The organism is Plantactinospora sp. B5E13 (genome assembly GCF_039871775.1).
GTDB lineage: Bacteria > Actinomycetota > Actinomycetes > Mycobacteriales > Micromonosporaceae > Plantactinospora.
Map to the genome: position 1 here is coordinate 39,289 of NZ_JBDPLT010000046.1, position 25,355 is coordinate 64,643.

Annotated in this window: 24 protein-coding genes and 1 riboswitch; of the genes, 19 read left to right on the forward strand and 5 right to left on the reverse strand. The window is 71.6% G+C overall.

Annotation, left to right across the window (positions count from 1 at the left end; all coding sequences use genetic code 11):
* The first annotated feature begins 25 nt into the window (after positions 1-25).
* The 9 genes from gcvH to ABGB05_RS29670 all read left to right on the forward strand — a co-directional run bounded on the left by gcvH (position 26) and on the right by ABGB05_RS29670 (position 6,422).
* Complete coding sequence (gcvH, locus tag ABGB05_RS29630; RefSeq protein WP_347657215.1) at positions 26-406, forward strand: glycine cleavage system protein GcvH; 381 nt, start codon at positions 26-28, stop codon at positions 404-406.
* Between the two features lie 216 nt (positions 407-622).
* Positions 623-1,075 (forward strand): FHA domain-containing protein, encoded by a 453-nt coding sequence (locus tag ABGB05_RS29635; protein ID WP_331215152.1) that lies wholly within the window; start codon positions 623-625, stop codon positions 1,073-1,075.
* A complete protein-coding gene (locus ABGB05_RS29640) occupies positions 1,072-1,833 on the forward strand; it encodes a MerR family transcriptional regulator (protein ID WP_347657216.1) in 762 nt (253 codons plus the stop codon). Before ABGB05_RS29635 ends, ABGB05_RS29640 begins: the two co-directional genes overlap by 4 nt.
* Before the next feature lie 239 nt (positions 1,834-2,072).
* On the forward strand, positions 2,073-2,537 hold the full coding sequence (locus ABGB05_RS29645) for a bifunctional nuclease family protein (protein WP_331215150.1): 465 nt from the start codon (positions 2,073-2,075) through the stop codon (positions 2,535-2,537).
* Between the two features lie 261 nt (positions 2,538-2,798).
* On the forward strand, positions 2,799-3,356 hold the full coding sequence (locus tag ABGB05_RS29650; protein WP_347657237.1) for a MerR family transcriptional regulator: 558 nt from the start codon (positions 2,799-2,801) through the stop codon (positions 3,354-3,356).
* A gap of 115 nt (positions 3,357-3,471) precedes the next feature.
* Complete coding sequence (locus ABGB05_RS29655; RefSeq protein ID WP_347657238.1) at positions 3,472-4,161, forward strand: ElyC/SanA/YdcF family protein; 690 nt, start codon at positions 3,472-3,474, stop codon at positions 4,159-4,161.
* Between the two features lie 211 nt (positions 4,162-4,372).
* A complete protein-coding gene (locus ABGB05_RS29660; RefSeq protein WP_347657217.1) occupies positions 4,373-4,549 on the forward strand; it encodes a hypothetical protein in 177 nt (58 codons plus the stop codon).
* 2 nt (positions 4,550-4,551) lie between these two features.
* Positions 4,552-5,727, forward strand: coding sequence for a globin domain-containing protein (locus tag ABGB05_RS29665; RefSeq protein ID WP_347657218.1), 1,176 nt, complete (start codon positions 4,552-4,554; stop codon positions 5,725-5,727).
* Positions 5,724-6,422, forward strand: coding sequence for a DivIVA domain-containing protein (locus ABGB05_RS29670; RefSeq protein ID WP_347657219.1), 699 nt, complete (start codon positions 5,724-5,726; stop codon positions 6,420-6,422). Before ABGB05_RS29665 ends, ABGB05_RS29670 begins: the two co-directional genes overlap by 4 nt.
* Before the next feature lie 81 nt (positions 6,423-6,503).
* On the opposite strand, the gene mgrA is transcribed toward ABGB05_RS29670, so the two are convergent.
* Together mgrA and ABGB05_RS29680 are read right to left on the reverse strand one after the other, a co-directional pair.
* Positions 6,504-7,499, reverse strand: a complete 996-nt coding sequence (mgrA, locus tag ABGB05_RS29675; RefSeq protein WP_347657220.1) for an L-glyceraldehyde 3-phosphate reductase — start codon at positions 7,497-7,499, stop codon at positions 6,504-6,506.
* A gap of 59 nt (positions 7,500-7,558) precedes the next feature.
* Positions 7,559-11,917 carry a S8 family serine peptidase gene (locus ABGB05_RS29680; protein WP_347657239.1) on the reverse strand — a complete coding sequence of 1,453 codons (4,359 nt, stop codon included), beginning with the start codon at positions 11,915-11,917 and terminating at the stop codon, positions 7,559-7,561.
* Positions 11,918-12,249: 332 nt separating this feature from the next.
* Between ABGB05_RS29680 and ABGB05_RS29685 the strand changes: the two genes are divergently transcribed.
* Positions 12,250-12,753 (forward strand): winged helix-turn-helix domain-containing protein, encoded by a 504-nt coding sequence (locus tag ABGB05_RS29685; protein WP_347657221.1) that lies wholly within the window; start codon positions 12,250-12,252, stop codon positions 12,751-12,753.
* A gap of 200 nt (positions 12,754-12,953) precedes the next feature.
* The gene (locus ABGB05_RS29690; protein ID WP_347657222.1) at positions 12,954-13,583 is read left to right on the forward strand and encodes a carbonic anhydrase; all 630 of its coding nucleotides are present in this window, start codon (positions 12,954-12,956) and stop codon (positions 13,581-13,583) included.
* Positions 13,584-13,845: 262 nt separating this feature from the next.
* Here ABGB05_RS29690 and ABGB05_RS29695 read toward each other — a convergent pair whose 3' ends face one another.
* Positions 13,846-14,925, reverse strand: coding sequence for a Gfo/Idh/MocA family oxidoreductase (locus ABGB05_RS29695; RefSeq protein WP_347657223.1), 1,080 nt, complete (start codon positions 14,923-14,925; stop codon positions 13,846-13,848).
* A 112-nt stretch (positions 14,926-15,037) separates the two neighbouring features.
* Between ABGB05_RS29695 and ABGB05_RS29700 the strand changes: the two genes are divergently transcribed.
* Positions 15,038-15,616 (forward strand): TetR/AcrR family transcriptional regulator, encoded by a 579-nt coding sequence (locus ABGB05_RS29700; RefSeq protein WP_347657224.1) that lies wholly within the window; start codon positions 15,038-15,040, stop codon positions 15,614-15,616.
* A 323-nt stretch (positions 15,617-15,939) separates the two neighbouring features.
* A riboswitch (glycine riboswitch) is annotated at positions 15,940-16,038 on the forward strand.
* An 82-nt stretch (positions 16,039-16,120) separates the two neighbouring features.
* The gene (gene gcvP / locus ABGB05_RS29705; RefSeq protein WP_347657225.1) at positions 16,121-18,940 is read left to right on the forward strand and encodes an aminomethyl-transferring glycine dehydrogenase; all 2,820 of its coding nucleotides are present in this window, start codon (positions 16,121-16,123) and stop codon (positions 18,938-18,940) included.
* A gap of 57 nt (positions 18,941-18,997) precedes the next feature.
* Here the strand turns inward: gcvP and ABGB05_RS29710 are convergent, their stop codons facing one another.
* Positions 18,998-19,198, reverse strand: a complete 201-nt coding sequence (locus tag ABGB05_RS29710; protein ID WP_331215219.1) for a DUF5999 family protein — start codon at positions 19,196-19,198, stop codon at positions 18,998-19,000.
* Positions 19,199-19,320: 122 nt separating this feature from the next.
* On the opposite strand from ABGB05_RS29710, the gene ABGB05_RS29715 reads away from it, so the two are divergent.
* Entirely contained in the window at positions 19,321-20,547 is a 1,227-nt protein-coding gene (locus ABGB05_RS29715; RefSeq protein WP_347657226.1) for a chorismate-binding protein, read from the forward strand.
* A 118-nt stretch (positions 20,548-20,665) separates the two neighbouring features.
* Here ABGB05_RS29715 and ABGB05_RS29720 read toward each other — a convergent pair whose 3' ends face one another.
* The gene (locus tag ABGB05_RS29720; RefSeq protein ID WP_347657227.1) at positions 20,666-21,556 is read right to left on the reverse strand and encodes a dihydrodipicolinate synthase family protein; all 891 of its coding nucleotides are present in this window, start codon (positions 21,554-21,556) and stop codon (positions 20,666-20,668) included.
* A 71-nt stretch (positions 21,557-21,627) separates the two neighbouring features.
* On the opposite strand from ABGB05_RS29720, the gene ABGB05_RS29725 reads away from it, so the two are divergent.
* From ABGB05_RS29725 to ABGB05_RS29745, 5 genes are all read left to right on the forward strand, one after another.
* Positions 21,628-22,563, forward strand: coding sequence for a LysR family transcriptional regulator (locus ABGB05_RS29725; protein ID WP_347657228.1), 936 nt, complete (start codon positions 21,628-21,630; stop codon positions 22,561-22,563).
* A 177-nt stretch (positions 22,564-22,740) separates the two neighbouring features.
* Positions 22,741-23,580 carry a helix-turn-helix domain-containing protein gene (locus tag ABGB05_RS29730; RefSeq protein WP_347657229.1) on the forward strand — a complete coding sequence of 280 codons (840 nt, stop codon included), beginning with the start codon at positions 22,741-22,743 and terminating at the stop codon, positions 23,578-23,580.
* Between the two features lie 66 nt (positions 23,581-23,646).
* A complete protein-coding gene (locus ABGB05_RS29735) occupies positions 23,647-24,237 on the forward strand; it encodes a dihydrofolate reductase family protein (protein ID WP_347657230.1) in 591 nt (196 codons plus the stop codon).
* Between the two features lie 246 nt (positions 24,238-24,483).
* Positions 24,484-24,987 (forward strand): peptide deformylase, encoded by a 504-nt coding sequence (def, locus tag ABGB05_RS29740; protein WP_347657231.1) that lies wholly within the window; start codon positions 24,484-24,486, stop codon positions 24,985-24,987.
* Between the two features lie 134 nt (positions 24,988-25,121).
* A partial coding sequence (locus ABGB05_RS29745; RefSeq protein WP_347657232.1) for an endonuclease/exonuclease/phosphatase family protein occupies positions 25,122-25,355 on the forward strand: 234 nt, incomplete at its 3' end.

The window sequence follows — 25,355 nt, forward strand, 5'->3', positions numbered from 1 at the left end:
GGTGCGATGGAGAAGGACGCGTCTGGTGATTCCTGAGGAGCTGCGCTACACCGCCGAGCACGAGTGGGTGGCGGGTGACGGTAGTGGGCCGGTGCGGGTGGGGATCACCCACTTCGCGCAGGACGCGTTGGGTGACATTGTGTACGTGCAGCTGCCCGAGGTGGGGGCGGCGGTGGAGGCCGGGGAGTCGTTCGGCGAGGTCGAGTCGACCAAGAGTGTGTCGGAGTTGTACGCGCCGGTGAGCGGTACGGTGGTGGCGCGTAATGATCAGTTGGTTGATACTCCTGAGGTAATCAACACCGACCCGTACGGGGCGGGCTGGTTGGTTCAGCTTGCGCCGAGTGATCCGGCCGCGGTGGCCGGGTTGCTCAGTGCGGAGGCGTACCAGGAGCTGACCGGGAGCTGATGGCGGTGAGGCCGGCGTGTGGTTGTGTCCGCGCGTCCGGTTGCTCTGTTTTTCGGCGCTGGCTAGGCTCGCCCAGTCGACCGAGAACCAAATAGTTGCGCGTTGCGGAATTGCCTTCCCGGGCACGGGGGAGCCAGCCGCTGGGCTCGGAGACGGCCCGGCGGCCAGACCCGTCACACCCGACGCCGACCGAACAGATCCGTGAGGTGGTCCTGAATGACGCGCCCAGACGACGAGTTCCCCCCACTCGACGTCACGTCGACGCTCAACCTTGGCTCGCTCGACGAGATGCTGGAGGGCCCGGAGACCGATGTGGTGCCGAGCCGCATGTCGGGCTCGTTGCCGCCGGGTATGGCGCTGCTCGTGGTACGTCGGGGTCCGAACGCGGGTGCCCGGTTCCTGTTGGACCATGACGTGACGACGAGTGGGCGGCATCCGGACAGTGACATTTTCCTGGACGATGTGACGGTGTCGCGTCGTCATGCTGAGTTCCATCGGGACGGCGGTACGTTCACTGTTCGGGATGTCGGGAGTTTGAACGGTACGTACGTGAATCGGGAGCGGGTCGAGGCGGCGACGCTCAGTAATGGTGATGAGGTGCAGGTCGGTAAGTTCCGGCTGGTGTTCATCGCTGGTCCGCGTGCGGAGGAGGGGGCCTTCCGGGGGTGAGTGAGCGCGCGGCGGCGGCTGTTCCCGGGGCGGGGGCGGCCGCTCGGGGCCAGCCACTGATGAGTATCGGTGAGGTGCTGGCGCAGCTACGGGTGGAGTTTCCCGACACGACGATTTCGAAGCTGCGCTTTCTCGAGTCCGAGGGTCTGGTGGAGCCGCAGCGCACCCCGGCGGGTTATCGGAAGTACAGCTGGGATGACGTGGCGCGGTTGCGGTTCGTGTTGACCGCTCAGCGTGACCAGTATCTGCCGTTGCGGGTGATCCGTGAGCAGTTGGCGGAGGCGGATCGGGAGGGGTTGCCGGGGCCGGAGCGGCCGCGTCCGTCGTTGGTGGCGGTGGGGCCGGATGGTGAGGTGCCGGGCCGGGAGCCGGTTGTCGAGTCGTCGGATGGTCGGTTGGGTCGGGGCGAGTTGGTGTCGCGGAGCGGCATTGACGAGTCGTTGTTGGCGGAGTTGGAGCGGATGGGGTTGGTGGTGTCCCATCCGCCGGGTTGGTATGACGGGGACGCGTTGTTGATCGCGCGGGCGGTGGCGGGGTTGGCGGGTTATGGCCTGGAGCCGCGGCATCTGCGGGGTTACCGGACGGCGGCGGACCGCGAGGTGGGGTTGTTCGCGCAGTTGGTGGCGCCGTTGGTGCGGCAGAGTGATCCGGCGGCGCGGGCTCGGGCGGCGGAGGTGGCGCGGGAGTTGGTGGGGTTGTCGCAGCAGTTGCATGCCGCGTTGGTGCGGGTGGGGTTGCGGGGGACGGTGGGTCGCTGACGGGTGGTCGGCGGTGGTGTGGGTTGGTCGGGGTGGCGGGAAAGATCTGTGGCGGTGGGCGTGGCGTAGGCTTCCGGGGGTAAGCCCTGGTGGGTGCGGCGGGGTGGGCGGCGCGCGTGGGGCGTCGGTATCCCGGTCCGTGTACCGTGCAGGGCAGGGGCATGCCGGCGTTGGCGGTGGAGTTGTCTGTCGCCGTTCGTCGGTGGTGGGAAGACGACGACGACGACACGGAGGCTGCGGTGCGCGAGCTGAGCGTGGTCGGGGTTCGGGTGGAGTTGCCCACGAACCAGCCGATCGTGTTGCTCAGGGAGGTCGAGGGCGACCGTTACCTGCCGATCTGGATAGGTGCGGTGGAGGCTACGGCGATCGCGTATGAGCAGCAGGGGGTCAAGCCGGCGCGACCGTTGACGCATGATCTGCTGCGGGACATCCTGGCCGCGTTGCAGGCGCCGTTGCGGGCGGTGGAGATTGTCGAGTTGAAGGAGAACGTCTTCTACGCGGATCTGTTGATCGGTGACGGGGTGCGGGTGTCGGCTCGGCCGAGTGATTCGATCGCGTTGGCGTTGCGGGTGGGTGCGCCGATCCGGTGTGCGGAGCAGGTGCTGTCGGAGGCGGGCATCGTGATTCCGGACGAGCAGGAGGACGAGGTGGAGCGGTTCCGGGAGTTCCTGGAGCAGGTGCGTCCGGAGGATTTCGCGGGCTGACCCTCGGGTGGTCTGTTGCCCGGTCGTGTCTGGCCGGGTTCGGTGTTGTTTCCGGTGTTCGCGGTGGGGTGCGCGTGGGGTGACGGCTGCGGTGCGGCGTGTCGTGGCTTCTTCTGCGGGGTAACCCTCCAGCCGGGCTATAGGGTTGGCGTGTCGAGGGGTGCGCGTCCCGGAAACGACGTGTCACCGCACGGGCGGGGAGGTTGTCCGATGCTTGAGTCGCGGGACCCTGATCCGGGTGTGTCAGATCATCAGCGTCTGATGGAGGGGCGTGCGCTGGCGGACGGTGGAGTTGCTGGTTCGTCGGTGGAGGATGGTGCGGTCGGCTATCGGGGTGTGACGGCGTGTCATGCCGTGGGCATCAGTTACCGGCAGTTGGATTACTGGGCGCGTACCGGTCTGGTGGTGCCGAGTGTGCGGGACGCGTCGGGTTCGGGGACGCAGCGGCTGTATTCGTTTCGTGACCTGGTGGTGTTGAAGGTCGTGAAGCGGTTGTTGGACGCCGGTGTGTCGTTGCAGAACATTCGTCGGGCGATTGAGACGTTGCGGTCGCGTGGGGTGGCGGATCTGGCGGGTATCACGCTGATCTCGGACGGGACGACGGTGTACGAGTGCCGGTCGCCGGAGGAGGTTGTTGACCTTCTGCAGGGTGGGCAGGGGGTTTTCGGGATCGCGATCGGTGGGGCGTTCAAGGAGATCCAGGGCTCGTTGTCGCATCTGCCGGCGGAGCCGGCGGGTGAGTTGCCGGTGTCGGTTGAGGACGGGCCGGGGGCCGGGGACGAGTTGGCGGCGCGTCGGGCGCGGCGTCGGGCTGGTTGATCGTCGCCGCCTGGTGGACCGTGCGGCCCGGGTGGGGTGTTCTGTTGTCGCCTAGGGGTTGCTCCACGGGGGGCCGGCTGCGGCGTGTGACCGGATAATCGGCTGTGTGGCTGAGATGGTGTCGTTGGTGCCGCCTGACCGGGGTCGCCGTTGGCGGCGGCGGATTCTGGTGTTGACGCTGGTGGTGGTGCTGTTGTCGGCGGCGCTGGTGGTCGGCAGCGGGATGTGGGTGCGTCGGTCGGCGCAGGGGTACGTCTACGACGTGGCGGGGGTTCCGGCGGCGCCGGTGGCGTTGGTGCTCGGGGCGCAGGTGTATCCGGATGGTTCGCCGTCGCCGTTTCTGGCGGCCCGGTTGGGGTTGGCCAGACAGTTGTGGGCGGCCGGGAAGGTTCGGGTGATCCTGGTTTCCGGGGATCATCGGCGGTGGGACTACGACGAGCCGGGTGCGATGCGGCGGTGGCTGGTCGACCGGGGGGTGCCGGCGGGGCAGGTGGTCGAGGACCATGCGGGTTTCGACACCTATGACTCGTGTCTGCGGGCGCGGCGGATTTTCGGGGTGGAGCGGGCGGTGGTGGTGACGCAGGGTTTCCACATTGATCGGGCGGTTACGGTGTGTCGGCGGGTGGGGGTTGACGCGGTGGGGGTCGGGGATCAGAGCGTGCGTCGGTTCGAGCGGGCTTGGGCGTGGGGTGCGTTCCGGGACCGGTTCGCGGCGGTGAAGGCGGTGTACGACGTGGTGAGTGGTCGTGATCCGGTGTTTCTGGGGCGGCCGGAGTGGGGTGTCCGGGACGCGTTGCGGGGGTGACCGTCGTGGGTGGATGGTCGGTGTGGGCAGCGGGTATCGACAGTTGTTGACGAACAACTGTACGGAAGACCCGATTCGGGTTTGATGACACGGTACGGGTGGGCGCGGTAGTGTTCCCTCCCAGTGCCGCTCGGCGGCGGTCGCCGGGTGGGCCGAGTTGTGTGTCAGCGACCCCGCGCCGCGCGACCCGTCTCGCGCTGGAAGGATGACCGTGACGGAACCACAGGACAGCGTCGTGTCGCCGTCGGCGACCGACGTCAGCACCGTCCGCGACGGCAGGGCCCCGCAGCCGTCGTACCACGGACGGATCGGTGGGGCGGCGGCGGTCAGGCAGGCCGTGTGGCTGTCCTGCGGCCGGGTGTCGGCCGGCATGGTGGCGGGCGTCTGATCGTGGACGTCGCCCGTCTCAAGCAGAGCTGGCAGATGGTCGCCGCGCACGGGGATCAGGTGCCGCTCTATTTCTATTCGACTCTGTTTCTCGCCCATCCCGAGACCCGGCAGATGTTCCCGACGAACATGGCGGGTCAGCGGGACCGGCTGGTGACCGCGTTGGGTCACATCGTCTCGCATGTGGACCAGGTGGAGCAGCTTGTCGGGTTCCTGCAGTCGCTCGGTGCGGACCACCGCAAGTTCGCGGTGCGGCCGGAGCACTATCCGGCGGTCGGGGAGGCGCTGCTGGCAACGTTGCGGCATTTTCTCGCCGAGCACTGGTCCGAGGACTTGTCCCAGGACTGGGCGGCGGCGTACGGGCTGGTCGCGAAGGTGATGGTGGACGGCGCTTCGGCGGCGGAGAACGTCAGCCCGCCGTGGTGGGTCGGCGAGGTGGTGGCGCACGAGCCCCGGACGTTCGACGTGGCGGTGTTGACGCTGCGTCCGCAGTATCTGTTGCCGTTCGAGCCGGGGCAGTCGATCGGGGTGTCGAGTCCGGCGACCCGGGCGTGGCGGTACTACTCGCCGGCGAACGCGCCCCGGTCCGACGGCACGATCGAGTTGCACGTGCGGGCGGCTCCGGGTGGGGCGGTCAGTTCTCGGCTGGTGTACGGCACGAGTGTCGGTGATCAGGTGCATCTGGCGGCTCCGGTGGGGGAGCGGTTGACGTTGCGCCAGGCGGGGGCGGGTGACCTGCTGTTGATCGGCAACGGTACCGGTCTGGCGCCGTTGAAGGCGCTGGTGGAGCAGGTGGCGGCGGAGGGTGGTGGCCGGCGGGTCGACCTGTTTGTCGGTGCCCGGTCCCGTACGGAGTTCTACGACGTCGACGCGTTGGAGAAGCTTGCCGCGGCGTGTCCGTGGCTGCGGGTGTCGTACGTGGTGAACGCGGATCCGGCCCGGCCGGGTGAGTTCACGCAGGTGGTGGACCGGGTACTGGCCGAGGGTGACTGGCGCGGACGGCACGTCTTCCTCTGCGGCTCGGATCTGATGGTGTCGAGTGCGGTCAGTGGGTTGGCCCAGGCGGGTTTCCACGCGGGGCAGGTGCACTACGAGGCGCTGGGTGGGCAGTGGTATTCGCCGGGGCGGCGGGTCGGTGCCGGGCAGGAGCAGAGGCCGGCAGATGGAGGTGCGCAGTGAGCGTCAGCCCGATCAGCGAGTACGACCGGGCCACCGCGGTGACCGGCCAGCGCGTCCGGTTGACCGCGGACCGGGTGCGGCGGTGGGAGTTCTCGTCGTCGTCGTTCACCCGGCGGGGGTACGACGACCGGGACGTGGACCGGTTCCGGCATCAGGTGGCCGACGAGTTGGATCTGTTGGCGTCCCAGTTGGCGGATCTGCGGGCGGAGAACGAGCGGCTGCAGGACCGGGTGGAGTTGCATCGGCACGGGGTGTTGCCGAGTGCCAGTGGTGTGGCGCAGTTGCCGGGGCCGAAGGAGGTGAATCTGCTGTCGGCGGCGCAGCGGGAGGCGGAGCAGATCATCGCCCAGGCGCACGACTATGCCCGGCGGGTCGCCGAGTACGCGCGGACGCAGTACGAGAACTATCTGCGGGCGGCGGCGGAGGAGGCCCGTAACGAGGCGGAGCGGGCGGTGCAGGAGTATCGGGCGTCGGCGGGGGCGACGTTCGACGACACGGTCGCGACCCGGGAGGCGTTGCGGATCTTCGGCGAGATGATGATCTCGCACATGCAGGCGGCGGCCCGGCATCTCGACGACGGCAGTGAGCATCTGGCGCGGACGATGGACCGGATCGTCCGGGAGGCGGGGCCGGGGGTCGCGGCGGCGGCCGGTGACCGGCCGGCGTTGTCGCCGCGTCCGAGTCCCGGACGCTGAGGCCGGTCCGCCGGTTGGCGCGGACCCGGATCGTGTGGGGCGTCGGTGGGCCGGGCGAGGTCGCCCGGCCCACCGGTGTGGTCAGGCGGCGCCGAGGTGGCTTTCGATCTCGGTCAGTTCGGCGTCGGTGAGGGTGAGGTTGTCCAGGGCGGCGACGTTGGTCTCCAGTTGGGTGACGCTGCTGGCGCCGATGATGAGGCTGGTCATCCGGGGGTCCCGCAGCGCCCAGGCGAGTGCCAGCTGGGCCAGGGTCTGGCCGCGGCGGGTGGCGATGTCGTGCAGGGCCCGTACGGTGGCCATCGTCGAGTCGGTGAGGTCGCTCTCGTTGAGGAAGACGCTGGTGCGGACGCGGGAGTCGGCCGGGATGCCGTCGAGGTAGCGGTCGGTGAGCACGCCCTGGGCGAGGGGGCTGTAGGCGATGCAGCCGGCGCCGACCTGTTCGAGGGTGTCGAGCAGGTGGTCGGCCTCGGTCCAGCGGTTGAGCATCGAGTACGACGGTTGGTGGATCAGCAGCGGGGTGCCGAGGTCGGCGAGGATCGCGGCGGCCTGTGCGGTCTGGGCCGAGTTGTAGTTCGACAGGCCGACGTAGTGGGCCTTGCCGGCCCGGACGACGGCGTCGAGGGCGGTCATCGTCTCCTCGATCGGGGTGTCCGGGTCGGGGCGGTGGTGGTAGAAGATGTCGACGTGGTCGAGTCCCAGCCGGCGCAGTGACTGGTCGAGGGAGGAGACGAGGTACTTGCGCGATCCCCATTCGCCGTACGGGCCGGGCCACATCCGGTAGCCGGCCTTGGTGGAGATGACCAGCTCGTCGCGGTAGGGGGCGAGGTCGGTGGCGAGGATCCGGCCGAAGTTCGACTCCGCGGTGCCGGGCGGCGGGCCGTAGTTGTTGGCCAGGTCGAAGTGGGTGACGCCGAGGTCGAAGGCGCGTCGGCAGATGTCCCGCTGGGTCTGCCAGGGGCGGGCGTCGCCGAAGTTGTGCCACAGGCCGAGCGAGATCGCGGGCAGGTGGAGGCCGCTGCGGCCGGTCCGGCGGTAGGTCATCGTGTCGTAGCGGTCATCCGCGGCAACGTAGGTCACGATCCACAGACTATGCCGCTGCTGGTGGCCGATGGCCCGGGACCACGGTCGGCGGCCGGTCAGATGCCGGTCGCCCGGGTGCCGCAGGGCACCAGCGGTGCCAGACCGAAGTCCAGCGTCTCGGTGACGCCGGCGGTGACCCGGTGCCGCAGCGTCTCCGGCAGCCAGCCGTCCTTGGCGACGATCACGTCGTAGCGGCCCTGGGGCAGCCAGTAGGCGTATGCCCCGGCGGAGTCCGCGACGATCGTGTAGCCGATCGACGGGTCGGCGAGGTTGACCAGCCGGACCGTCGCCTTGAGCCCGGCGGGTGCGCCGGTGCACGGCTCCGAGGTGACGGCGCCCCGCACCTTGCCCCAGTTGTTCGGCGGCGTGACCAGCATCGTCACGTCGACCTCGGGGGCGGTGTACGGGGTGTTCGCGGCGGCGGTCAGACCGGCGGTGAGGGTGCCGGGTTGGGTGACGCCGGCCTCGGCGGTGGCGGTCAGGGTGACCTGCACCGTCCGGGACGCGCCCGGCTCGAGGGTGAACTCGGCGGGGTTGGCGGACAGCCACGGCAGGTCGCCGACGTTGCCGCACTCGTCGAGTCCGGCGAGCTGTTCGGCCCTGGGGGTGCCGGTCCACGGCTGCACCATGCCGCCGACCTTGTACACCCCGCAGGCGCCGGCGCCCCGGTAGACCGCCAACTGGGCGTTGGGCAGGTCGGTCCAGGCTCCGGTGACCGGGTCGTAGGCGATCGACCGGTTGGTGATGGTGTTGGAGTTGTTCGTCACGCCACCGCTGATGACCAGCAGGCCGCTGGCCGCCGTGTACGCCGAACCCCACAGGTCGAGCGGCAGGTCCGGCAGCCGGGTCCAGCTGTCGCCGGCCGGGTCGTACACCCAGGCGTCGGTGACGGCGGTGTCGCCGGAGAGGCCGCCGCCGCAGTAGACCTTGCCGCCGACGCCGCCGCAGGACATCCACGACGTGCTGTGCGGGTAGCCGGCCACCTGGCCGAAGGTGCCGGTGGCGGCGTCGAAGACGACCACCTTGTCGGATTCGGCGCAGGTGTTGGTGAGGCAGCCGCCGACCAGGTACACCTTGCCGTCGGCGACGGCGGTGCCGGCGGCCGCGGCGGGTGTCGGGTTGGTCGTCGGCAGGGTGCTCCAGGTGCCGGCCGCCGGGTCGAACACGTCGACGGTGTTGACCGGGGTGCCGCCGGGTGCCCAGCCGCCGAAGACGTACAGCTTGCCGCCGAGTTCGACGGCGGAGGGGCGGGCCCGGCCGGTCGGCAGGTTCGGCAGGGCGTCCCAGGTGCCGTCGGCGGGGTCGTACGCCCAGGCCCGGGTGTGGTGGCCGACGTCGGTGCCGCCGCCGACCGAGTACACCCTGTCGTCGACGGTGGCGGTCGCGTTGTCGTACAGGTTGACGGGGAGGTTGGCGACGTTGGTCCAGGTGTCGGCCGCCGCGGTGACGGCGGCCGCCGGGCTGGTGCCGGTGACGGGCCGGCCGGTCTGGGCCGGGCTGATGCCCTTGACCCAGTGTTCGACCAGCGGTGCCCCGGCCCGGCCGAGGAGGCTGAAGTCGCCGGCGCGTTCCAGCATCTGCACGGTCGCCGGGGCGCTGCCGGTGTTGCGGACGGTGACCGTGGCGGTGCGGGACTTCCCGTACTGCTGGGTGGTCTCGACGGTGCCGGTCAGGGTGACCCGGCCGGCGGTCAGGGTGTGGTCGGCGTCGGTGACGCGGTCGGCGGTGACGGTGACGGACCGGGTCGCCGGCTGGTAGCCGCCCCGGGTGGCGGTGAACTGTTGGCTGCCGACCTGGTCGGTGAAGAGCCAGTAGAAGCCGTCGCCGAGGGCCGGGTCGGCCGGGGTGGCGGCGGAGACGGCCGTGTCGGCCGGGTCGGTGACGCTGGCGACGGTGACGCCGTTGACGCCGCCGCCGGTGTTGCGGTCGGTGGTGGTGCCGACGACGAGTCCGCCGGGGACCGGTTCGCAGGCCCGGTTGACGATGCTGATGTTGTCGAGCTGCCACCACCAGGCGAAGCTGCCGGTGTAGTGGAACCGGACGCGGACGTCAGCGGCGCCGCCGGCGCCGGTGAGGGCAAGTTCCTCGACGACCGGGCCGCGGCGGCTGGCCGTGGTCCAGCGGCTGAGGTTGGTCCAGGTGGTGCCGCCGTCGGTGGAGACGTCGACGTCGGCGCCGCCGTTGCCGAACCCGTTGTAGTCGCTGTTGAACCGCAGGACCGGGTTCGGTACGCCGGTCAGGTCCAGCGGCCGGGTGACGAGTTCGGTGTCGAGGCTGGTGCCGCTGCCGGCGGTGTCGCTGTCGGCGATGGCGAAGCGGCCACTGCCGCCGGTGTTGTTGCCGCGCGAGCCGGGGTCGGTGAAGCTCCAGCCGCCGTGCGGGGTGTGGTTGACGACCGTCCAGCCCTGCGGCGGGTCGGTGCCGTCGAGGGACTCGGCGACGACCGGGTCGCCGTAGTCGACGGCGTAGCCGGTGGCGGTGCAGCCGGCGTCGACGGGGACCGCGACGTCGACGGTGGCGCCGGTGTCGCCGACGGTGACCTCGGTGCTCACCGTCTGGTAGGCCGGGTAGACCGGGGTGGTGGTGACGGTGTAGGTGGCGTTCGCCGGCACCTCGACGGTGTATTCGCCGGTGACCGGGTTGGTGTGGACGGGGTCGCCGGGGCGGCCGCTGACCTGGACACGGGCGTAGAGCGGCCAGCCGTGTCCGGAGCCGTCGGTGACGGTGCCGGAGACGGTGACCGCGGCGGCGGAGACGAGGGCGAAGTCCTCGGTCGAGGTTTCGCCGTTGACGACGGTGACGGTCGCGGTGCGGCTGTGGTAGCCGTACGCGGAGACGGTCAGTTCGACCTCGCCGGCGGGGACCCGGACCTGGTAGCGGCCGGTCGCGTCGGTGGTGGTGGAGCGGGTGCCGTGGTCGACGGTGGCGCCGGCGACCGGGGTGCCGCCGTCGGCGGCGGTGACGGTGCCGACGATGGTGCCGGTCTCACCGCGCGGGGCGAGGGTGACGGCCTCGTACGCGTCGAGGCGTCCCTCACCGAAGTTGTTGTTGTCGTCGACGGTGCCGCCGCAGCCGGTGGAGTCGACGTCGATCGCGGTCTCGTCGAGCAGGGCCCGGGTGGCGGTGATGTCGCCGTGTACGGCCGGGGCCGCGGACCAGAGCAGCGCGACCGCGCCGGACAGGTGCGGGGTGGCCATCGAGGTGCCGGTGAAGGCGGCGTAGCTGTTGCCGGGGATGCTGGAGCGGACGTTGACCGCGGGTCCGGAGATGTCGGGCTTGGTGGCGCCGTCGACACCGGAGCCGCCGCGGCTGGAGTTGATGTAGATGTTGTTGTTGATGTCGTAGCCGCCGACGGCGTACGAGTTCGGGTAGTCGCCGGGGGAGCCGGCGGTGTTGCAGCCGGGTCCGGCGTTGCCGTTGGCGAAGGACGGGAAGATGCCGGCGGCGACCCAGGCGTCGACGATCTGCTTGTACCACAGGTCGCCGCCGTCTCCGCCCCACGAGTTGTTGACGATGTCGGCGTGCAGTTCGGGGCGGGGGTTGTTGCCGGCGAGGTCGGTGGGGGCGAGGACGAACTGGCCGGCGGCGAGCAGGGCCGCGTTGGAGCAGAACTGGCCCTCGCAGCCCTTGGCGGCGATCCAGGTCGCGGCGGGTGCGACACCGATCTGGTTGCCGGCGCCGTCGTCGCCGACCATGGTGCCCATCGTGTGGGTGCCGTGGCCGTTGTTGTCACACGGGGTGTTGTTGGCGCACAGTCCGGTGGGGTCGAACCAGTTGTAGTGGTGTTCGACGGTGCCGCCGGTGTTGCCGCGGTAGCTGGCGGCGAGCGCCGGGTGGTCGTACTGGACGCCGGTGTCGATGTTGGCGACCACGATCCCTTCGCCGCGGACGCCGTACTCGGACCAGACCTGGGGGGCCTTGACGCTGGTGACGCCCCATTCGGCGGCCTGCGGGGCGGCGTCGGCGGCGGTGGTCGCGGTCGGGGTGACCAGCGGGACGTGTGTGATCTCCTCGATCCGTTCGACGGCGGCGTCGGCGGCGATCGTGTCGACCAGGGCGGCGTCGCCGGTGACCTTGAGCGCGTTGGCGATCCAGTACGCCTGGTAGCGGATCTTCTTCGCGTCGAGTTGGCGGCGCAGCTCGGACTGGCTGCGGCTGGCGGTCGTGGTCAACTGCCGGTAGACGCCGGCGGCGCGGGCGTCGGTGTCCCGGGCGCTGGCGGCGGCGCTGAGGTCGGCGCGGTCCTTGAGGTAGACGATGAAGTCGGTGGTGCCGCCGTCGGTCAGTTCGGCGCGTAGTGCCGGGCTGACGGCGGCGGGGTCGGCGCCGGGTGGTGCCGCGGCGGCCGGTTGTGCGGCGATTCCGACCAGGAGCGCCGACGCGGCGGCGACGAACGCCGCCGCTGTTCGGTGCAGCCCGGCTGGCCGGGATCGGTGTTGATGGACCACGTACTCCTCCTCAGGTCGCGGATTCGGCCTGGTGGGCCGGTTCCGGTACGGCGTCGGGCTGTCCGGGCGCCGTGGACGTGCGGGGAGTGGATCGTGTCTGTGTGTCGCCTCCCCGCCACACCCTGCACACATGCTCGGTGGGCGGAAGGACTTGATCAATGACTGTGGCTGGGCAATCATTGATCATGTTCTGGGTCGTTGTGTTGCGGTGACATGAAACCGACGAGTCGCTGTCGCGTCCGGCGATACGTGCGACGTCAGGGCCGCGGCACCGGCCGACCATGGGGAGGCGACTGTCGGTGACGGGTTCCGAGGTGCCGTTGGTGGTGTGTGTCTCGTCGGACACGAAGTTCCGGGAGTGGCTGGTGCGGCAGGTCGACCGGCGTACGCCGGTGCTGGTCTGCGCCGACCTGGACGAGCTGCGGGCGATGCTGTTCCGTCCGTTGTCGCCGGTGGCCGTCGAGCACCGCCGGCCGCCTGCGGTGGAGAGCCGGCCGGCGCCGGCGGTGTCGTTCGGTGACCTCGTCGTTGACGCGGCGGCCCATCAGGTGACGTGGCGGGGTGACCTGCTGACCACCACCCGCCGCGAGCGGGAGCTGCTGGTGCGGCTGGCCGGGCGGCCGTTGACGGTCTGGTCGTACGAGCGGCTGTTCGCCGAGGTGTGGGGTGGGGCGTATCTCGGTGACACGTCGATCCTGCACTCGGCGGTGAAGCGGCTGCGTCGCAAGCTGGCGGCGATCGACGGCGGGCCGTCGGTGGAGACGGTGCGTGGTGTCGGCTACCGCCTGGTGGGTCTCGCCTGATCCGACGATCCGCCCGCCGGCGGTGACCGGCGGTGTAGCGGTGATGGACAGCCTGTGATGCTCGATGTTCCATGGCTCACGGGACGCCCTGTCATCCCCGGATTTTCCGACGAACCGTGATATCTGATCGGTACGCCCCGGGTCGCCGATGATTGTCGACCACGCTTGCCGCCGAGTCTGGCGCCGTCGGAAGGAACGTCATGGCATACCTGGACAACCGGCCCGCCACTCCGGCCGAGGCGCTGGACGAGCTGCTTGCCGGCAACACGCGGTTCGTCGACGGTACCCGCGTGCATCCGCACCAGGACGCCGAGCACCGGGCCGTGGTCGCCGCCGTCCAGCGGCCGTTCGCGGTCGTGTTCGGCTGCTCCGACTCCCGGCTCGCCGCCGAGATCATCTTCGACCGGGGGTTGGGTGACCTGTTCGTGGTCCGCACCGCGGGTCACATCGTCGGCGTCGAGGTCACCGCCAGTCTCGAGTACGGCGTCACGGTGCTCGGCGCGCCCCTGGTCGTGGTCCTCGGCCACGACTCGTGCGGGGCGATCCAGGCCACCCACGCCGCGATGACCGGCACCCGGCTGCCCGGGCGGGAACTCGGGGCGATCGCCGAGCGGGTCACCCCGAGCATCTGGCAGGCGAACGCCCGGCAGGTCACCGACTACGACGAGGTCGGGATGATCCATGTCCGGCGGACCGTCGAGATGCTGACCCGGCCCGGCACCGAACTCGGTGACGCGGTGGCCGCCGGACGGTGCGACGTGGTCGGCATGTTCTACCGGTTGGCCGACGGGCGGGTCAGCGTGCTCGCCGCCGAGTCGGCCGGGGAGTAGCCGGCGCGTCCCCGCGTCGGCACCCCGGCGGCGCGGACACCACCACACGCCCGGTCAGGCGGTTGATTCGCCGGCCGGGAGCACTGGGGGGTGCAGCCGGCCGGCGTTGACGTCGCCCCGTCCACGATCCGCGTCCGGAGCCGGGGACCAGCCGCCCGTCGTTCTCCTGGACCGTCCGGTCGCCGGCGCCGCCGGTCAGGATGAGTGGGTGTGTGTGGGCCGCCGCGCCCAGCCGCGGGTGGGCATGATGGTGCGGGAGGGCTCAGGGGATGTGCTGTGGGGTCGTGGTGGCCGCCGCGCGTTCGATGGCGGCAAGGAGCCGGTGGTGACGCAGGGCGGCCTCGAAATCAGGGTCAGGCCGACGCCCTTCGGCGATGGCGGCGGCGACCTCCTGGTAGAGGGCCGCGATGTTGGCGGGTGGGCCCGCGGGGATGCCGGCGGGCACGGTCCGGTAGGAGTCGGGCACCGCCAGGAGGTCACCGTCGACCCGAATCTCCCAGTCGCTCCAGTGCATGAACGACCCCCGTTCCGTGGGGGTTGCGGTCAGTGTGCCGGCGCTGCCCGCGAGCTTGACCAGGAACTCGTCCCGGATACGTCGGTTGCCGCCGTGGATGGTCACCGACGCGGTGGCGCCGCCCTCCAGCAGCCCGTGCACCAGTACCTGGTCGGGAGTGGCGTTGGCCTGGGTGCGCTCCGTGCCGGCGACCCGGACGCGTTCGTGTAGGCGGGGCAGTCGCGCGGAAACCTCGGTGAGCCGGCCCGCGGCCCGTTCCAGGGTTGCCAGGAAGTGGCCAGCCATGATCGTGAGTATCGAGTTCCCCGCCGCGGGGTCGAGGCTCCAGGCCAGGTCGGCCGGGATGCTGCTACCGCCAAAGGGGTCGCCTGCCGCGACGACCACGGCCGACTCGAGCGTGCCGATCCGCCCCTCGGCGAGCAGGTCGGCGGTGAACCTGGCGCTCGGGGAATGGCGGCCCTGCAGGACGACTGCATGGCACACGCCCGCCGCCGAGGCGGCATCGGCCAGTCCACGTGCCTCCTTTTCGTCGACGGCCAGCGGCCACTCGGACACGACGTGCTTGCCCGCGTCGAGCGCGGCGCGGATCACTGCGGCGTGCCCGGTCACACGCACCGAGACGACGACCAGGTCGACATCGGGGTGAGCGGCGAGCGTGGCCGCGTCCGCGAAGGCGTGCCGGACGCCGTACACCGCGGCTACGCGATTCGCGCTGGCCTGGTTGGTCGTCGCGACCGCGCTCACCTCGTACTCGGGAAGCGCGGTGAGCGCGGGCAGGTGTGAGCCGTCCGCCCATCCGCTCGCCCCGACCACTCCGACTCGGATCATGTACCACCCCTTAGTTATGTACCTTCCGGTAAAAAACTAGAGGCGCCGAGGCGTGGACGCAAGAGGTAACCTACCGATAGGTACAAAACTTTCGGGAAGCGCGGAGGACACCATGCCCGGCGGACGCCCACGCTCGTTCGACGCCGACGCCGCACTGGACCGCGCTCTGGAGGTGTTCTGGCGCCAAGGCTACGAGGGCACCTCGCTGACCGACCTGACCACCGCGATGGGCATCAACAAGCCCAGTCTCTACTCCGCCTTCGGCAACAAAGAGGAACTGTTCGGCAAGGTGCTCGCCCGCTACCTGGAGGGCCCCGGCAGCTACGCCGCCACCGCACTGGACGCGCCCACCGGCCGCGAGGTCATCCGGCTCCTGATCCATGGGGCCGTCGACCTCACCGCAGGGCAGGACGCGCCGCAGGGATGCCTGTGCGTCAAGAGCGTCCACGCCGGCGGGCCCGACTCGGAGCCGGTGCGGCGGGACGCGGTCGCGGTGCGCAAGGCCGGGGAGACGGCGCTGCGCAGACGACTGGAACAGGCCGACGACCTGCCGACCGGCTACAGCCCGGCCGACCTCGCCGCACTCGTCCACACCATCTCCGACGGCATCGCCGTCCAGGCGGCCGCCGGGCGCACCCGCAACGAACTGAGCCGAGTCGCCGAAACGGCGCTGCGCGCCCTCCTCGGCTGAACATCCCGGCAACCGGTGTACCGGAAGTGGGCCCGGCCTCGACCTCCGTTCCCGGTACGGCGGTTCGTCCGCATCGTCGAGGATCGCCGCCGCCGAATGTAGGCGATCGCCGGTCGAACGGGGCGAACCGGCCAACTACGGAACAAACAGCCACGGTCCGACCGGAAACTGTCCCTACCTGATCGCTCAACCGGTTCTGTCGACCCGCGCCGGACGAGGCCGCACCGGCCGGCGCCGACCTCCCTGCCAGCATCGGCGGTGATCTTCCCGTGCCGGGTGAAACCCGACCGAAACCCGGCCACTGGTACCGTTGCCAGCGCCGACCACCTCGCGAGCGAGAGACCGCCGGGTATCCGCCCGGATGGCGCCGAAGGGGCAAATCCTCCCCGGAACCTCTCAGGCAAAAGGAGTTCGCGGGCAGGCGACTGTGGAGCGCCCCGCGACGCCGCGTGGACGTGACAGAGGGGGAGGTTGCCCCGTCGACCTCGCCCGGGAGTGCCGCCCATGACCGCACCACGCTTCGCCGACCGCCACATCGGCCCCGACGCCGCCGCCCGAGGGCGCATGCTGGAGACCGTCGGATACGACACCGTCGACGACCTGATGGACGCCGCGATCCCCGAGGTGATCCGTTGGACCGGCACCCTCGACCTGCCGCCGGCCGCCACCGAGGAGGAGGTGATCGCCGAACTGCGCGCGGTCGCCGCCCGCAACACCGTCGCCGTCTCCATGATCGGCCTCGGCTACCACGGCACCCACACCCCGGCGGTGATCCGCCGCAACGTGCTGGAGAACCCGGCCTGGTACACCGCCTACACCCCGTACCAGCCGGAGATCAGCCAGGGCCGGCTCGAGGCCCTGCTCAACTTCCAGACCGTGGTCACCGACCTGACCGGGCTCACCACCGCGAACGCCTCCATGCTCGACGAGGGCACCGCCGCGGCCGAGGCGATGACCCTGGCCCGCCGCGCCACCAAGGTCAGCAGCCCGGTGTACGTCGTCGACGCCGACACCCTGCCGCAGACGATCGCCGTCCTGGCCACCCGCGCCGAACCCCTCGGCATCGAGGTCCGGGTCCTCGACCTGGCCACCGAACCGCTGCCGGAGGCGTTCTTCGGCCTGCACCTGCAGTACCCGGGCGCCTCCGGCGCGGTCCGGGACCACACCGCGCTGGTCGAGGCCGCCCACGCCGCCGGCGCCCTGGTCACCGTCGCCGCCGACCTGCTCGCCCTGACCCTGCTCCGCCCGCCGGGTGAGATCGGCGCCGACATCGCCGCCGGCACCACCCAGCGGTTCGGCGTACCGATGGGCTTCGGCGGCCCGCACGCCGGCTACCTCGCGGTCCGCGCCGGCCTGGAGCGGATGCTGCCCGGCCGGCTCGTCGGAGTCTCCCGCGACGCCGCCGGCGAACCCGCCTACCGGCTCGCCCTGCAGACCCGCGAACAGCACATCCGCCGGGAGAAGGCGACCAGCAACATCTGCACCGCCCAGGTGCTGCTCGCCGTGATGGCCGGCATGTACGCCGTCTACCACGGCCCGGACGGTCTGCGGGCGATCGCCACCCGGGTCCACGAGCGGGCCACCACGCTCGCCGCCGGCCTGCGTACCGTCGACGGCGTCGACGTCGTCCACGACACGTTCTTCGACACCGTGCTGGCCCGGGTCCCCGGCCGGGCCGCCGAGGTCGTCGCCGCCGCCGAACGCCACGGGATCAACCTGCGGCTCGTCGACGCCGACCTCGTCGGGATCTCCTGCGACGAGACCACCACCGCCGAGCACGTCGCCACCGTGTGGCGGGCCTTCGGCGGCGTGGCCGGCGACCCGGCGGCCACGCCGGCCCTGCCGGCGGCGCTGCGCCGCACCGGCGACTTCCTCACCCACCCGGTCTTCCACAGCCACCACTCGGAGACCGCGATGCTGCGCTACCTGCGCCGCCTCGCCGACTTCGACTACGCCCTGGACCGGGGCATGATCCCACTCGGCTCCTGCACCATGAAGCTGAACGCGACCACCGAGATGGAGCCGGTCAGCTGGCCCGAGTTCGCGAACCTGCACCCGTTCGCCCCGGACACCCAGACCGCCGGCTACCGCGACCTGGTCGCGTCGCTGGAGGGCTGGCTCGCCGAGGTGACCGGCTACGACGCGGTCAGCGTGCAACCGAACGCCGGCTCCCAGGGCGAACTCGCCGGACTGCTCGCCATCCGCGGCTATCACCGCGACCGGGGCGAGGCGCACCGCGACGTCTGCCTGATCCCGTCGTCGGCACACGGCACCAACGCGGCCAGCGCGGTGATGGCCGGGATGCGGGTCGTTGTCGTCGGCTGCGACGTCGACGGTGACGTCGACCTCGCCGACCTCGACCGCAAGATCGAGGCGCACCGGGACAACCTCGCCGCGATCATGGTCACCTACCCGTCGACCCACGGCGTGTACGAGGGCGGCATCGCCGCCCTGTGCGCCAAGGTCCACGACGCCGGCGGCCAGGTGTACGTCGACGGCGCCAACCTCAACGCCCTGGTCGGCTTCGCCAAGCCGGGCCGGTTCGGTGCCGACGTGTCCCACCTGAACCTGCACAAGACGTTCTGCATCCCGCACGGCGGCGGCGGTCCCGGCGTCGGCCCGGTCGCGGTCCGCGCGCACCTGGCCCCGTACCTGCCCGGCGACCCGGTCGGCGACGACGGCCGGCCGGCGGTCTCGGCCGCCCGCTACGGCTCGGCCGGCATCCTGCCGATCCCGTGGGCGTACCTGCGGATGATGGGCCCGGACGGGCTGCGGCAGGCGACCGGCACGGCGGTGCTCGCCGCGAACTACGTGGCGGCCCGGCTCCGCACCCACTACCCGGTGCTCTACGCCGGCAACAAGGGGCTGGTCGCCCACGAGTGCATCCTCGACCTGCGGCCGCTGACCAAGGCGACCGGGGTCAGCGTCGACGACGTCGCCAAGCGGCTGATCGACTACGGGTTCCACGCCCCGACGATGTCGTTCCCGGTCGCCGGCACCCTGATGGTGGAGCCGACCGAGAGCGAGGACCTGACCGAACTCGACCGGTTCTGCGACGCGATGATCGCGATCCGGGCCGAGATCGACAAGGTCGGGTCGGGGGAGTGGCCGAAGGGGGACAACCCGCTCGCCAACGCCCCGCACACCGCGGCGATGGTCGGCGGCGACGACTGGCCGCACCCGTACCCGCGGTCGGTGGCGGCGTACCCGGCCGGGGTCGACCGGCGGGCGAAGTACTGGCCGCCGGTACGCCGCATCGACGGGGCGTACGGCGACCGGAACCTGGTCTGCGCCTGCCCGCCGCCCGAGGCGTTCGCGAACTGACCCGTCGTCACCGTCGGTGATCAACCGGTCAGGTGCGCCCCGGTCGGCGTCAGCCGTTCAGCCGACCAGGGCGTGCCGGGCCGGGCCGCGGTGCGGCGCGATCGTCCGACCGTCGGGCAGCAGTTCTCCGGTGTCGTCGAAAACGATGACACCGTTGCAGAGCAGGCTCCAGCCCTGCTCACGGAAGCAGGCGATGACCCGGGCGGCTTCCCGGTCGGGAGCCTCGGCGGAGGGACAGGTGGGTTGGTGCTGGCACATCGGGTTCTCCGGACGGTGAGGGCAGTGTGGCATGGTTCACATGGCCAGTCACGGACGGTACCAACGCCCGGGGCACGATGACGAGCAGCTTTCGGACTGACGCGGGAGAATCCACTTTTCGGATGAGGCAGATCGATACGGTCGGCGTGGGATCGCTCCCAACCGGGCTGTCCCCGGGCATCCCGGGCATCCCGGCCGGATGCCGGACCCGGTTGACCGAACACGACCGGCTGCAGTGGTGGTGCGCCGACGGCGGCGACCCGGCCCGGCTGCTGGAGGACTTCCTCGCCGGGCACGGCCTGCCGGTCCGCGACCTCGCCCGACCGGCGGCCCCACACCCCGACGTACCCCGGCCCGGCACGGTCTGCGGGGCGGGGGTGTTCGTCTCCGCCGCCGCCGGCGCCACCATGGTCCGAGGCGCGGTCGGCCCGCCGAGTCCGGCGCCGGCCGTACCGGACCTGGTCGCCGTCGTCTACCGGCACACCACCCCGTCGACCTCCCAGCCGGGCGACCCGGACACCTGGCCGGCGGCCCCGACCGGCTGGCGGCTCGGACCGTGGCAGCCCAGCTGGACCGGGCAGGCGCACGCCGCCGCCGTCGAGCAGGCCCGGGCCGCGATCGGCCGCGGCGACATCTACCAGGTCAACGTCGTCGGACACGCCGCCGCCCGGTACGACGGCAACCCGGGGCCGGCCCTGGCCCGGGTGGCCCGGCTGCCCGGCGCCCGCTACGGCGGCGTACTCACCGGACCCGGCTGGGCGATCGGCTGTGCCTCCCCGGAAACCCTGGTCGAGGCGACCGCCGGCCGGGTCACCACCCGCCCGATCAAGGGCACCCGGCCGGCGACCGACGACGGACGACGGGACATGCTCACCTCGGCCAAGGAACGGGCCGAACACATCATGATCGTCGACCTGGAACGCAACGACCTGGCCCGGGTCGCCCGCACCGGCTCGGTACACGTCGACGACCTCTACACGCTGCGCCGCTGGTCCGGACTGTGGCAGGCCGAGTCGACGGTCTCCGCCCAGCTCGCCGACGGCTGCGGTCTCGCCGACCTGCTCCGCGCCGTCTGCCCCGGCGGCTCGGTCACCGGAGCGCCCAAACTCGCCGCGCTGGCCGAGATCGCCGCCCTGGAACCGGTCGGCCGGGGCGCCGCCATGGGCGGCTTCGGCTGGATCGACGCGAACGGCGTCGACCTCGGGCTGACCATCCGCACCGTCGCGGTCGACGCCGACCGGGTCCACGTCTGGGCCGGCGGCGGCATCACCTGGGACAGTGACCCGCACGCCGAGGTCGCCGAGGCGGCCGCCAAGGCCGGCCCGGTCCGCGCCGCCCTGGCCGGCTGACCGCCCGGCCCACCAGGCCGGCCGCGTCAGGCGTCGCCGCCGGTTGACCACCGGACCCACCCGGCCGCCTTCCCACCGTTACGGACCCACCCGGCTGGCCCGTCCACCGCCACCGTGTTCACCCGGCCAGCCCGGCCAGCCGGGCCAGGGCCGCGTCGACCGCCCCGGGGCCGGCGGGCAGCAGCGGCAGCCGTACCCCGGCGGTGCGGATGCGGCCCTGGGCGTGCAGCACACCCTTGACCACGGCCGGGTTCGGTTCGGCGAACAGGGCCGCCGACAGCCGCGACAGTGCCGCCCCGAGGGCACGGGCCCGCGCCACCTCGCCGTCCCGCCAGGCGGCGACCAGTTCCGCGAACCGGCCGGTGGCCAGGTGCGCCGAGGCGAGCACCCCGCCGGTCGCGCCGAGCGCCAGCATCGGCGACAGGAACACGTCGTCGCCGGCCAGCACCGCGAACCTCGGCGGGGGATCGGCGAACAGTCGTACGGTCTGCTCGTCGATGGCGCCGGCCGCGTACTTCACCCCCACCACCCCGGGCAGCCGGCCCAGTTCGGTCAGGCAGGCCGCGTCCAGCGGCCGTCCCGTCCGGTACGGCACGTGGTAGACGATCAACGGGACGGGAGCGGACCGGGCCAGGGTGGCGAAGTGTGCGACCACACCGGCCTGTGACGGGCGGACGAACGACGGCACCGGCACCAGCGCGTACCCGATCTCCGGCCAGCGGACGAGGTCGGCGAGCGCGGCCGCGCAGGCCCGGGTGTCGCCGCCGCCGGCGCCGACCGTCACGACCGCGCCCCGGTCCCGGCCCACCCGGACGCACACCTCGACCACCCGCCGTCGCTCGGCGGCGTCGAGGGTGCCGGCCTCGGCGGTCGTGCCGAGGGCGACGATCCCGGCGGCGCCGTCGGCGAGTACGGCGTGGGCGAGTCCCTCGAGCGCCTCGCCGTCGACGGTGTCGGCGGCGGTGAACGGCGTGACCAGCGGGACGTGGATTCCGCACAGCGATGTCATGCCTCCGAGGCTGCCCGCCCCGACCCGAAAGCTCCAGTTCACATTTCTTCCTGCCAGCGTAAGGTCAGCTGATGCTCGATGTCCGTCGCCTGCGCCTGCTGCGGGAACTCGCCCGGCGCGGCACCATCGTCGCCGTCGCCGACGCGCTGGCGTTCACCCCGTCGGCGGTCTCCCAGCAGCTCGGCGTCCTCGAACGGGAGGCGGGGGTGCCGCTGCTGGAACGGACCGGGCGCAGCGTCACCCTCACCCCGGCGGCCCGCAACCTGGTCCGGCACGCCGACGCGGTCCTCGAACGACTGGAGCGGGCCGCCGCCGAACTCGCCGACACCCGACACGGGCTGGCCGGTCCACTGCGCATCGGCGCCTTCCCGACCGCCACCCGGGCGATCGTGCCCGCCGCGCTGACCGCCCTGGCCCGCCGGCACCCCGGCCTGGAGCCGATGGTGCGGGAGATCGACCCGGCCGAGGTCGCGCACGCGTTGCGGGCCGGCGACCTGGACGTCGCCCTGGTCCACGAATACGACTTCGTCCCCGCCCCCGCCGAGCCGGGCGTGGCGAGCACACCACTGTGCAGCGAGGCGATGTACGTCGCCACGCCCGCCCCGGCACACGACCACCCGGACGACGACGGCCCGGCGCTGCACCGCTGGCGGGAGTCCGCGTGGATCACCGCGACAGCGGGCAGCCTGTGTCACACGATGACGGTCCGGGCCTGCCAGGCCGCCGGATTCCACCCCCGGATCCGGCACCGCGTCGACGACTTCGACACCGTACTGGCCCTGGTCGCGGCGGGTCAGGGCGTCGCACTGGTGCCGCAGTTGGGGATCGTGAACCCACCGCCGGAGGTGGTCCTGACCCGGCTGCCGATCCACCGCCGGACCCGGATCGCGTACCGCGACGGCGCCGCCGCGCACCCCGCCGTCACCGCGGTCGCCGCCGCGCTGCGCAGCGCCGTGCCGCCACAGTTGCGTCCCCCGGCCGCGGGGGCCCTGCGTCCGCCGGCGTGACGGTCACCCGCCGGTCGGGGTGTCGAACACGTCGTACACCTGTTCGGACGTCGCGGGGGTAAGCAGGCTGAACAGGTAGAGGGCGGTGGCGTCAGTACCGCGAACCCCGGGTTGGCGGCAGCGCGGCTGGACCATCCCGGCGTGCGATGCCGGCGCGACGTCGGCGATGCTGTGCGTGTGGAGTACGTGTCCAGAGTGCCGCGACCGCCGCTGGACGGGCTGATCGACGACCTTTACTACCTGGAGGGTGCGTCGCCGTACGCCCGGCTGACGCTGCCGCCCGCGCCGTCGGCGTTGCTCATCGTCAACCTCGGGGCGCCGTTCCGCATCCGCGCCGGCACCGACATCGAGACGGCCGAGTACGCCGACGGCTGTGTGGTCACCATGCCCACCCGCGCGTGGGAGTTCGGCTACCCACTCCGGACCCGGTCCGTCGGCGTGCACTTCAAGCCGTGGGGGCTGGCGCCGTTCCTGCCGATGCCCGCAGCCGAGCTGTGTGACCGGCCGCTGACGGTGGAGCAGGTGTGGGGCCGGCCCGCCATTGCCGAGCTGCGAGACCGGCTGGCCACGGCGGACCGACCGTACGAGATGCTGACGCTGCTCGAGGCGGAGCTGATGCGACGGCTGTGCGAGACCGCCGGCCTGGGGCTGGTCCGCCATACGAGCAGCGTCATCGCGGCGACCAGCGGGGCGGTGGCGATCGGCGACCTGGGCGTGGCAGCCGGCGTCAGCAGCACCCACCTGGCACAGCGGTTCAAGGAGCTCGTCGGCGTCACGCCGAAGCGGCTGGCCCGCACCTACCGTTTCGCCGCCACCGTGTTCGCGATCAACCCCGCCGGACCGATCGACTGGGGCGACCTCGCCGGTGGCGCAGGCTACTTCGACCAGGCCCACTTCGGCCACGAGTTCCGGGCGTTCACCGGGCTCACGCCGACCCGGTACGTCGAAGTCCGGCGGCGGTTTCTGCGGGAACATCCCGGTCACGCGCTGGACGGTTGGCCGCTGCCGGCCGATTGATTTTGTACAAGAGCGGCAGCGCACGGCCCGCTAGTTTGGGGGCACCCGGAAGCAGAGGAGAGCCCCGTGGGCAAGGTCGTCATGTACAGCTCGGTGTCGGTGGACGGCTTCGTCGCGGACGAGAACGACCAGCCCGGACCGCTGTTCGACTGGTTGACCGGCGGTGACGTCCCGTTGGACGACAGCGGCGTATTGAAGGTGTCGCAGACCTCCTACGACCACACCCGGGCGTACTGGGACCAGATCGGGGCGACAATCGTCGGCCGGCACGTCTTCGACCTGACGGACGGCTGGGACGGGAAGCCTCCGGGCGGCATCGACCACGTGGTCGTCGTGACGCACCGGCCGGCGCCCGAGGGCTGGGACCCCGAGGCGCCGTTCCACTTCGTCGACGGCGTCGAGGCGGCCGTGACCAGGGCGCGGGAACTCGCGGGTGACCGCCTTGTCGAGGTTGCCGCTGGCGACGTCGGTGGCCAGGTGCTCGCCGCGGGCCTGGTCGACGAGGTGCGGATGGACGTCGTGCCCGTGGTGTTCGGGTCCGGGAAGCGCTACTTCGGGTCGGTCCACGCGCAGCACCTGTTGGAGGATCCTGACCTGGTGATCCAGGGCGACCGGGTGCTTCACCTGCGCTACCGGGTCCGCCGTCGACCGAGCTGAGCAGGAACGCGAAGAAGCCCACCGCGAACGTGCCACAAGTCCGGACTGGGCGGGTTCGCCTTCGACGTCGACTCGACTCGACAAATTCGGCGATCAACCGCTTGTTCACGACCGCCCGCAGCCCGTCCGGGACCCCACCACCATCGACGCCCCCCGTACCGGCACCAGAATCTCCGTACGTTGCACAGAGCGCGGTGGAGGTGGCTGGAACAACAAAACCGGTAACGAACCGATAAGGTTCCGCTCATGACCATGCGGCCCATCCGAATCATCGGCGACCCCGTGCTCCGCACCCCCTGCGAGCCCGTCACCAGCTTCGACGCCGAACTACGAGCCCTGGTCACCGACCTCATGGACACCCTGCTCGGCGCCCCCGGCCGCGCCGGCGTCGCCGCACCCCAGATCGGCATCAGCGCCCAGGTCTTCGTCTACGACGCCGACGGCCACCGCGGCCACCTCATCAACCCCACCCTCGAACTCTCCACCGAAACCCAGACCGACGACGAAGGCTGCCTCTCCATCCCCGGCCTCTACTTCCCCACCCCCCGCGCCCTGCACGCCACCGCCCACGGCTACGACCAACACGGCGAACCCCGCACCGTCACCGGCACCGGCTTCCTCGCCCGCGCCCTCCAACACGAAACCGACCACCTCAACGGCCGGCTCTACGTCGACACCCTCCGCGGCGACACCCGCCGCCAAGCGCTCCGCGAAATCCGCGCCGGCCGCTTCGCCACCCCCGACCGGTAACCACCCCTCACCGCCCCCGCCACCGCCGCACCCACAACCCCACCAACCCCAACCCCACGAACACCACCGCCGAACAACACAACGCTTTGAAAAGCACGCCCAAACTGTGCCACGTCGCGCCGTAAGGTGCAGAGGTGCGCCTGGCAACCTTCAACCTGCTCCACGGCAGATCCCCCCACGACGGCCTCGTCGACGAAACCCGCCTCGCCGCCACCGTCGCCGCCCTCGACGCCGACATACTCGCCCTGCAGGAAGTCGACCGCGACCAGTCCCGCAGCAACCACCTCGACCTCACCGCCATCGCCGCCCAAGCCCTCGACGCCCCCGCCCCCCGATTCGCCGCCGCCGTCGTCGGCACCCCCGGCGAA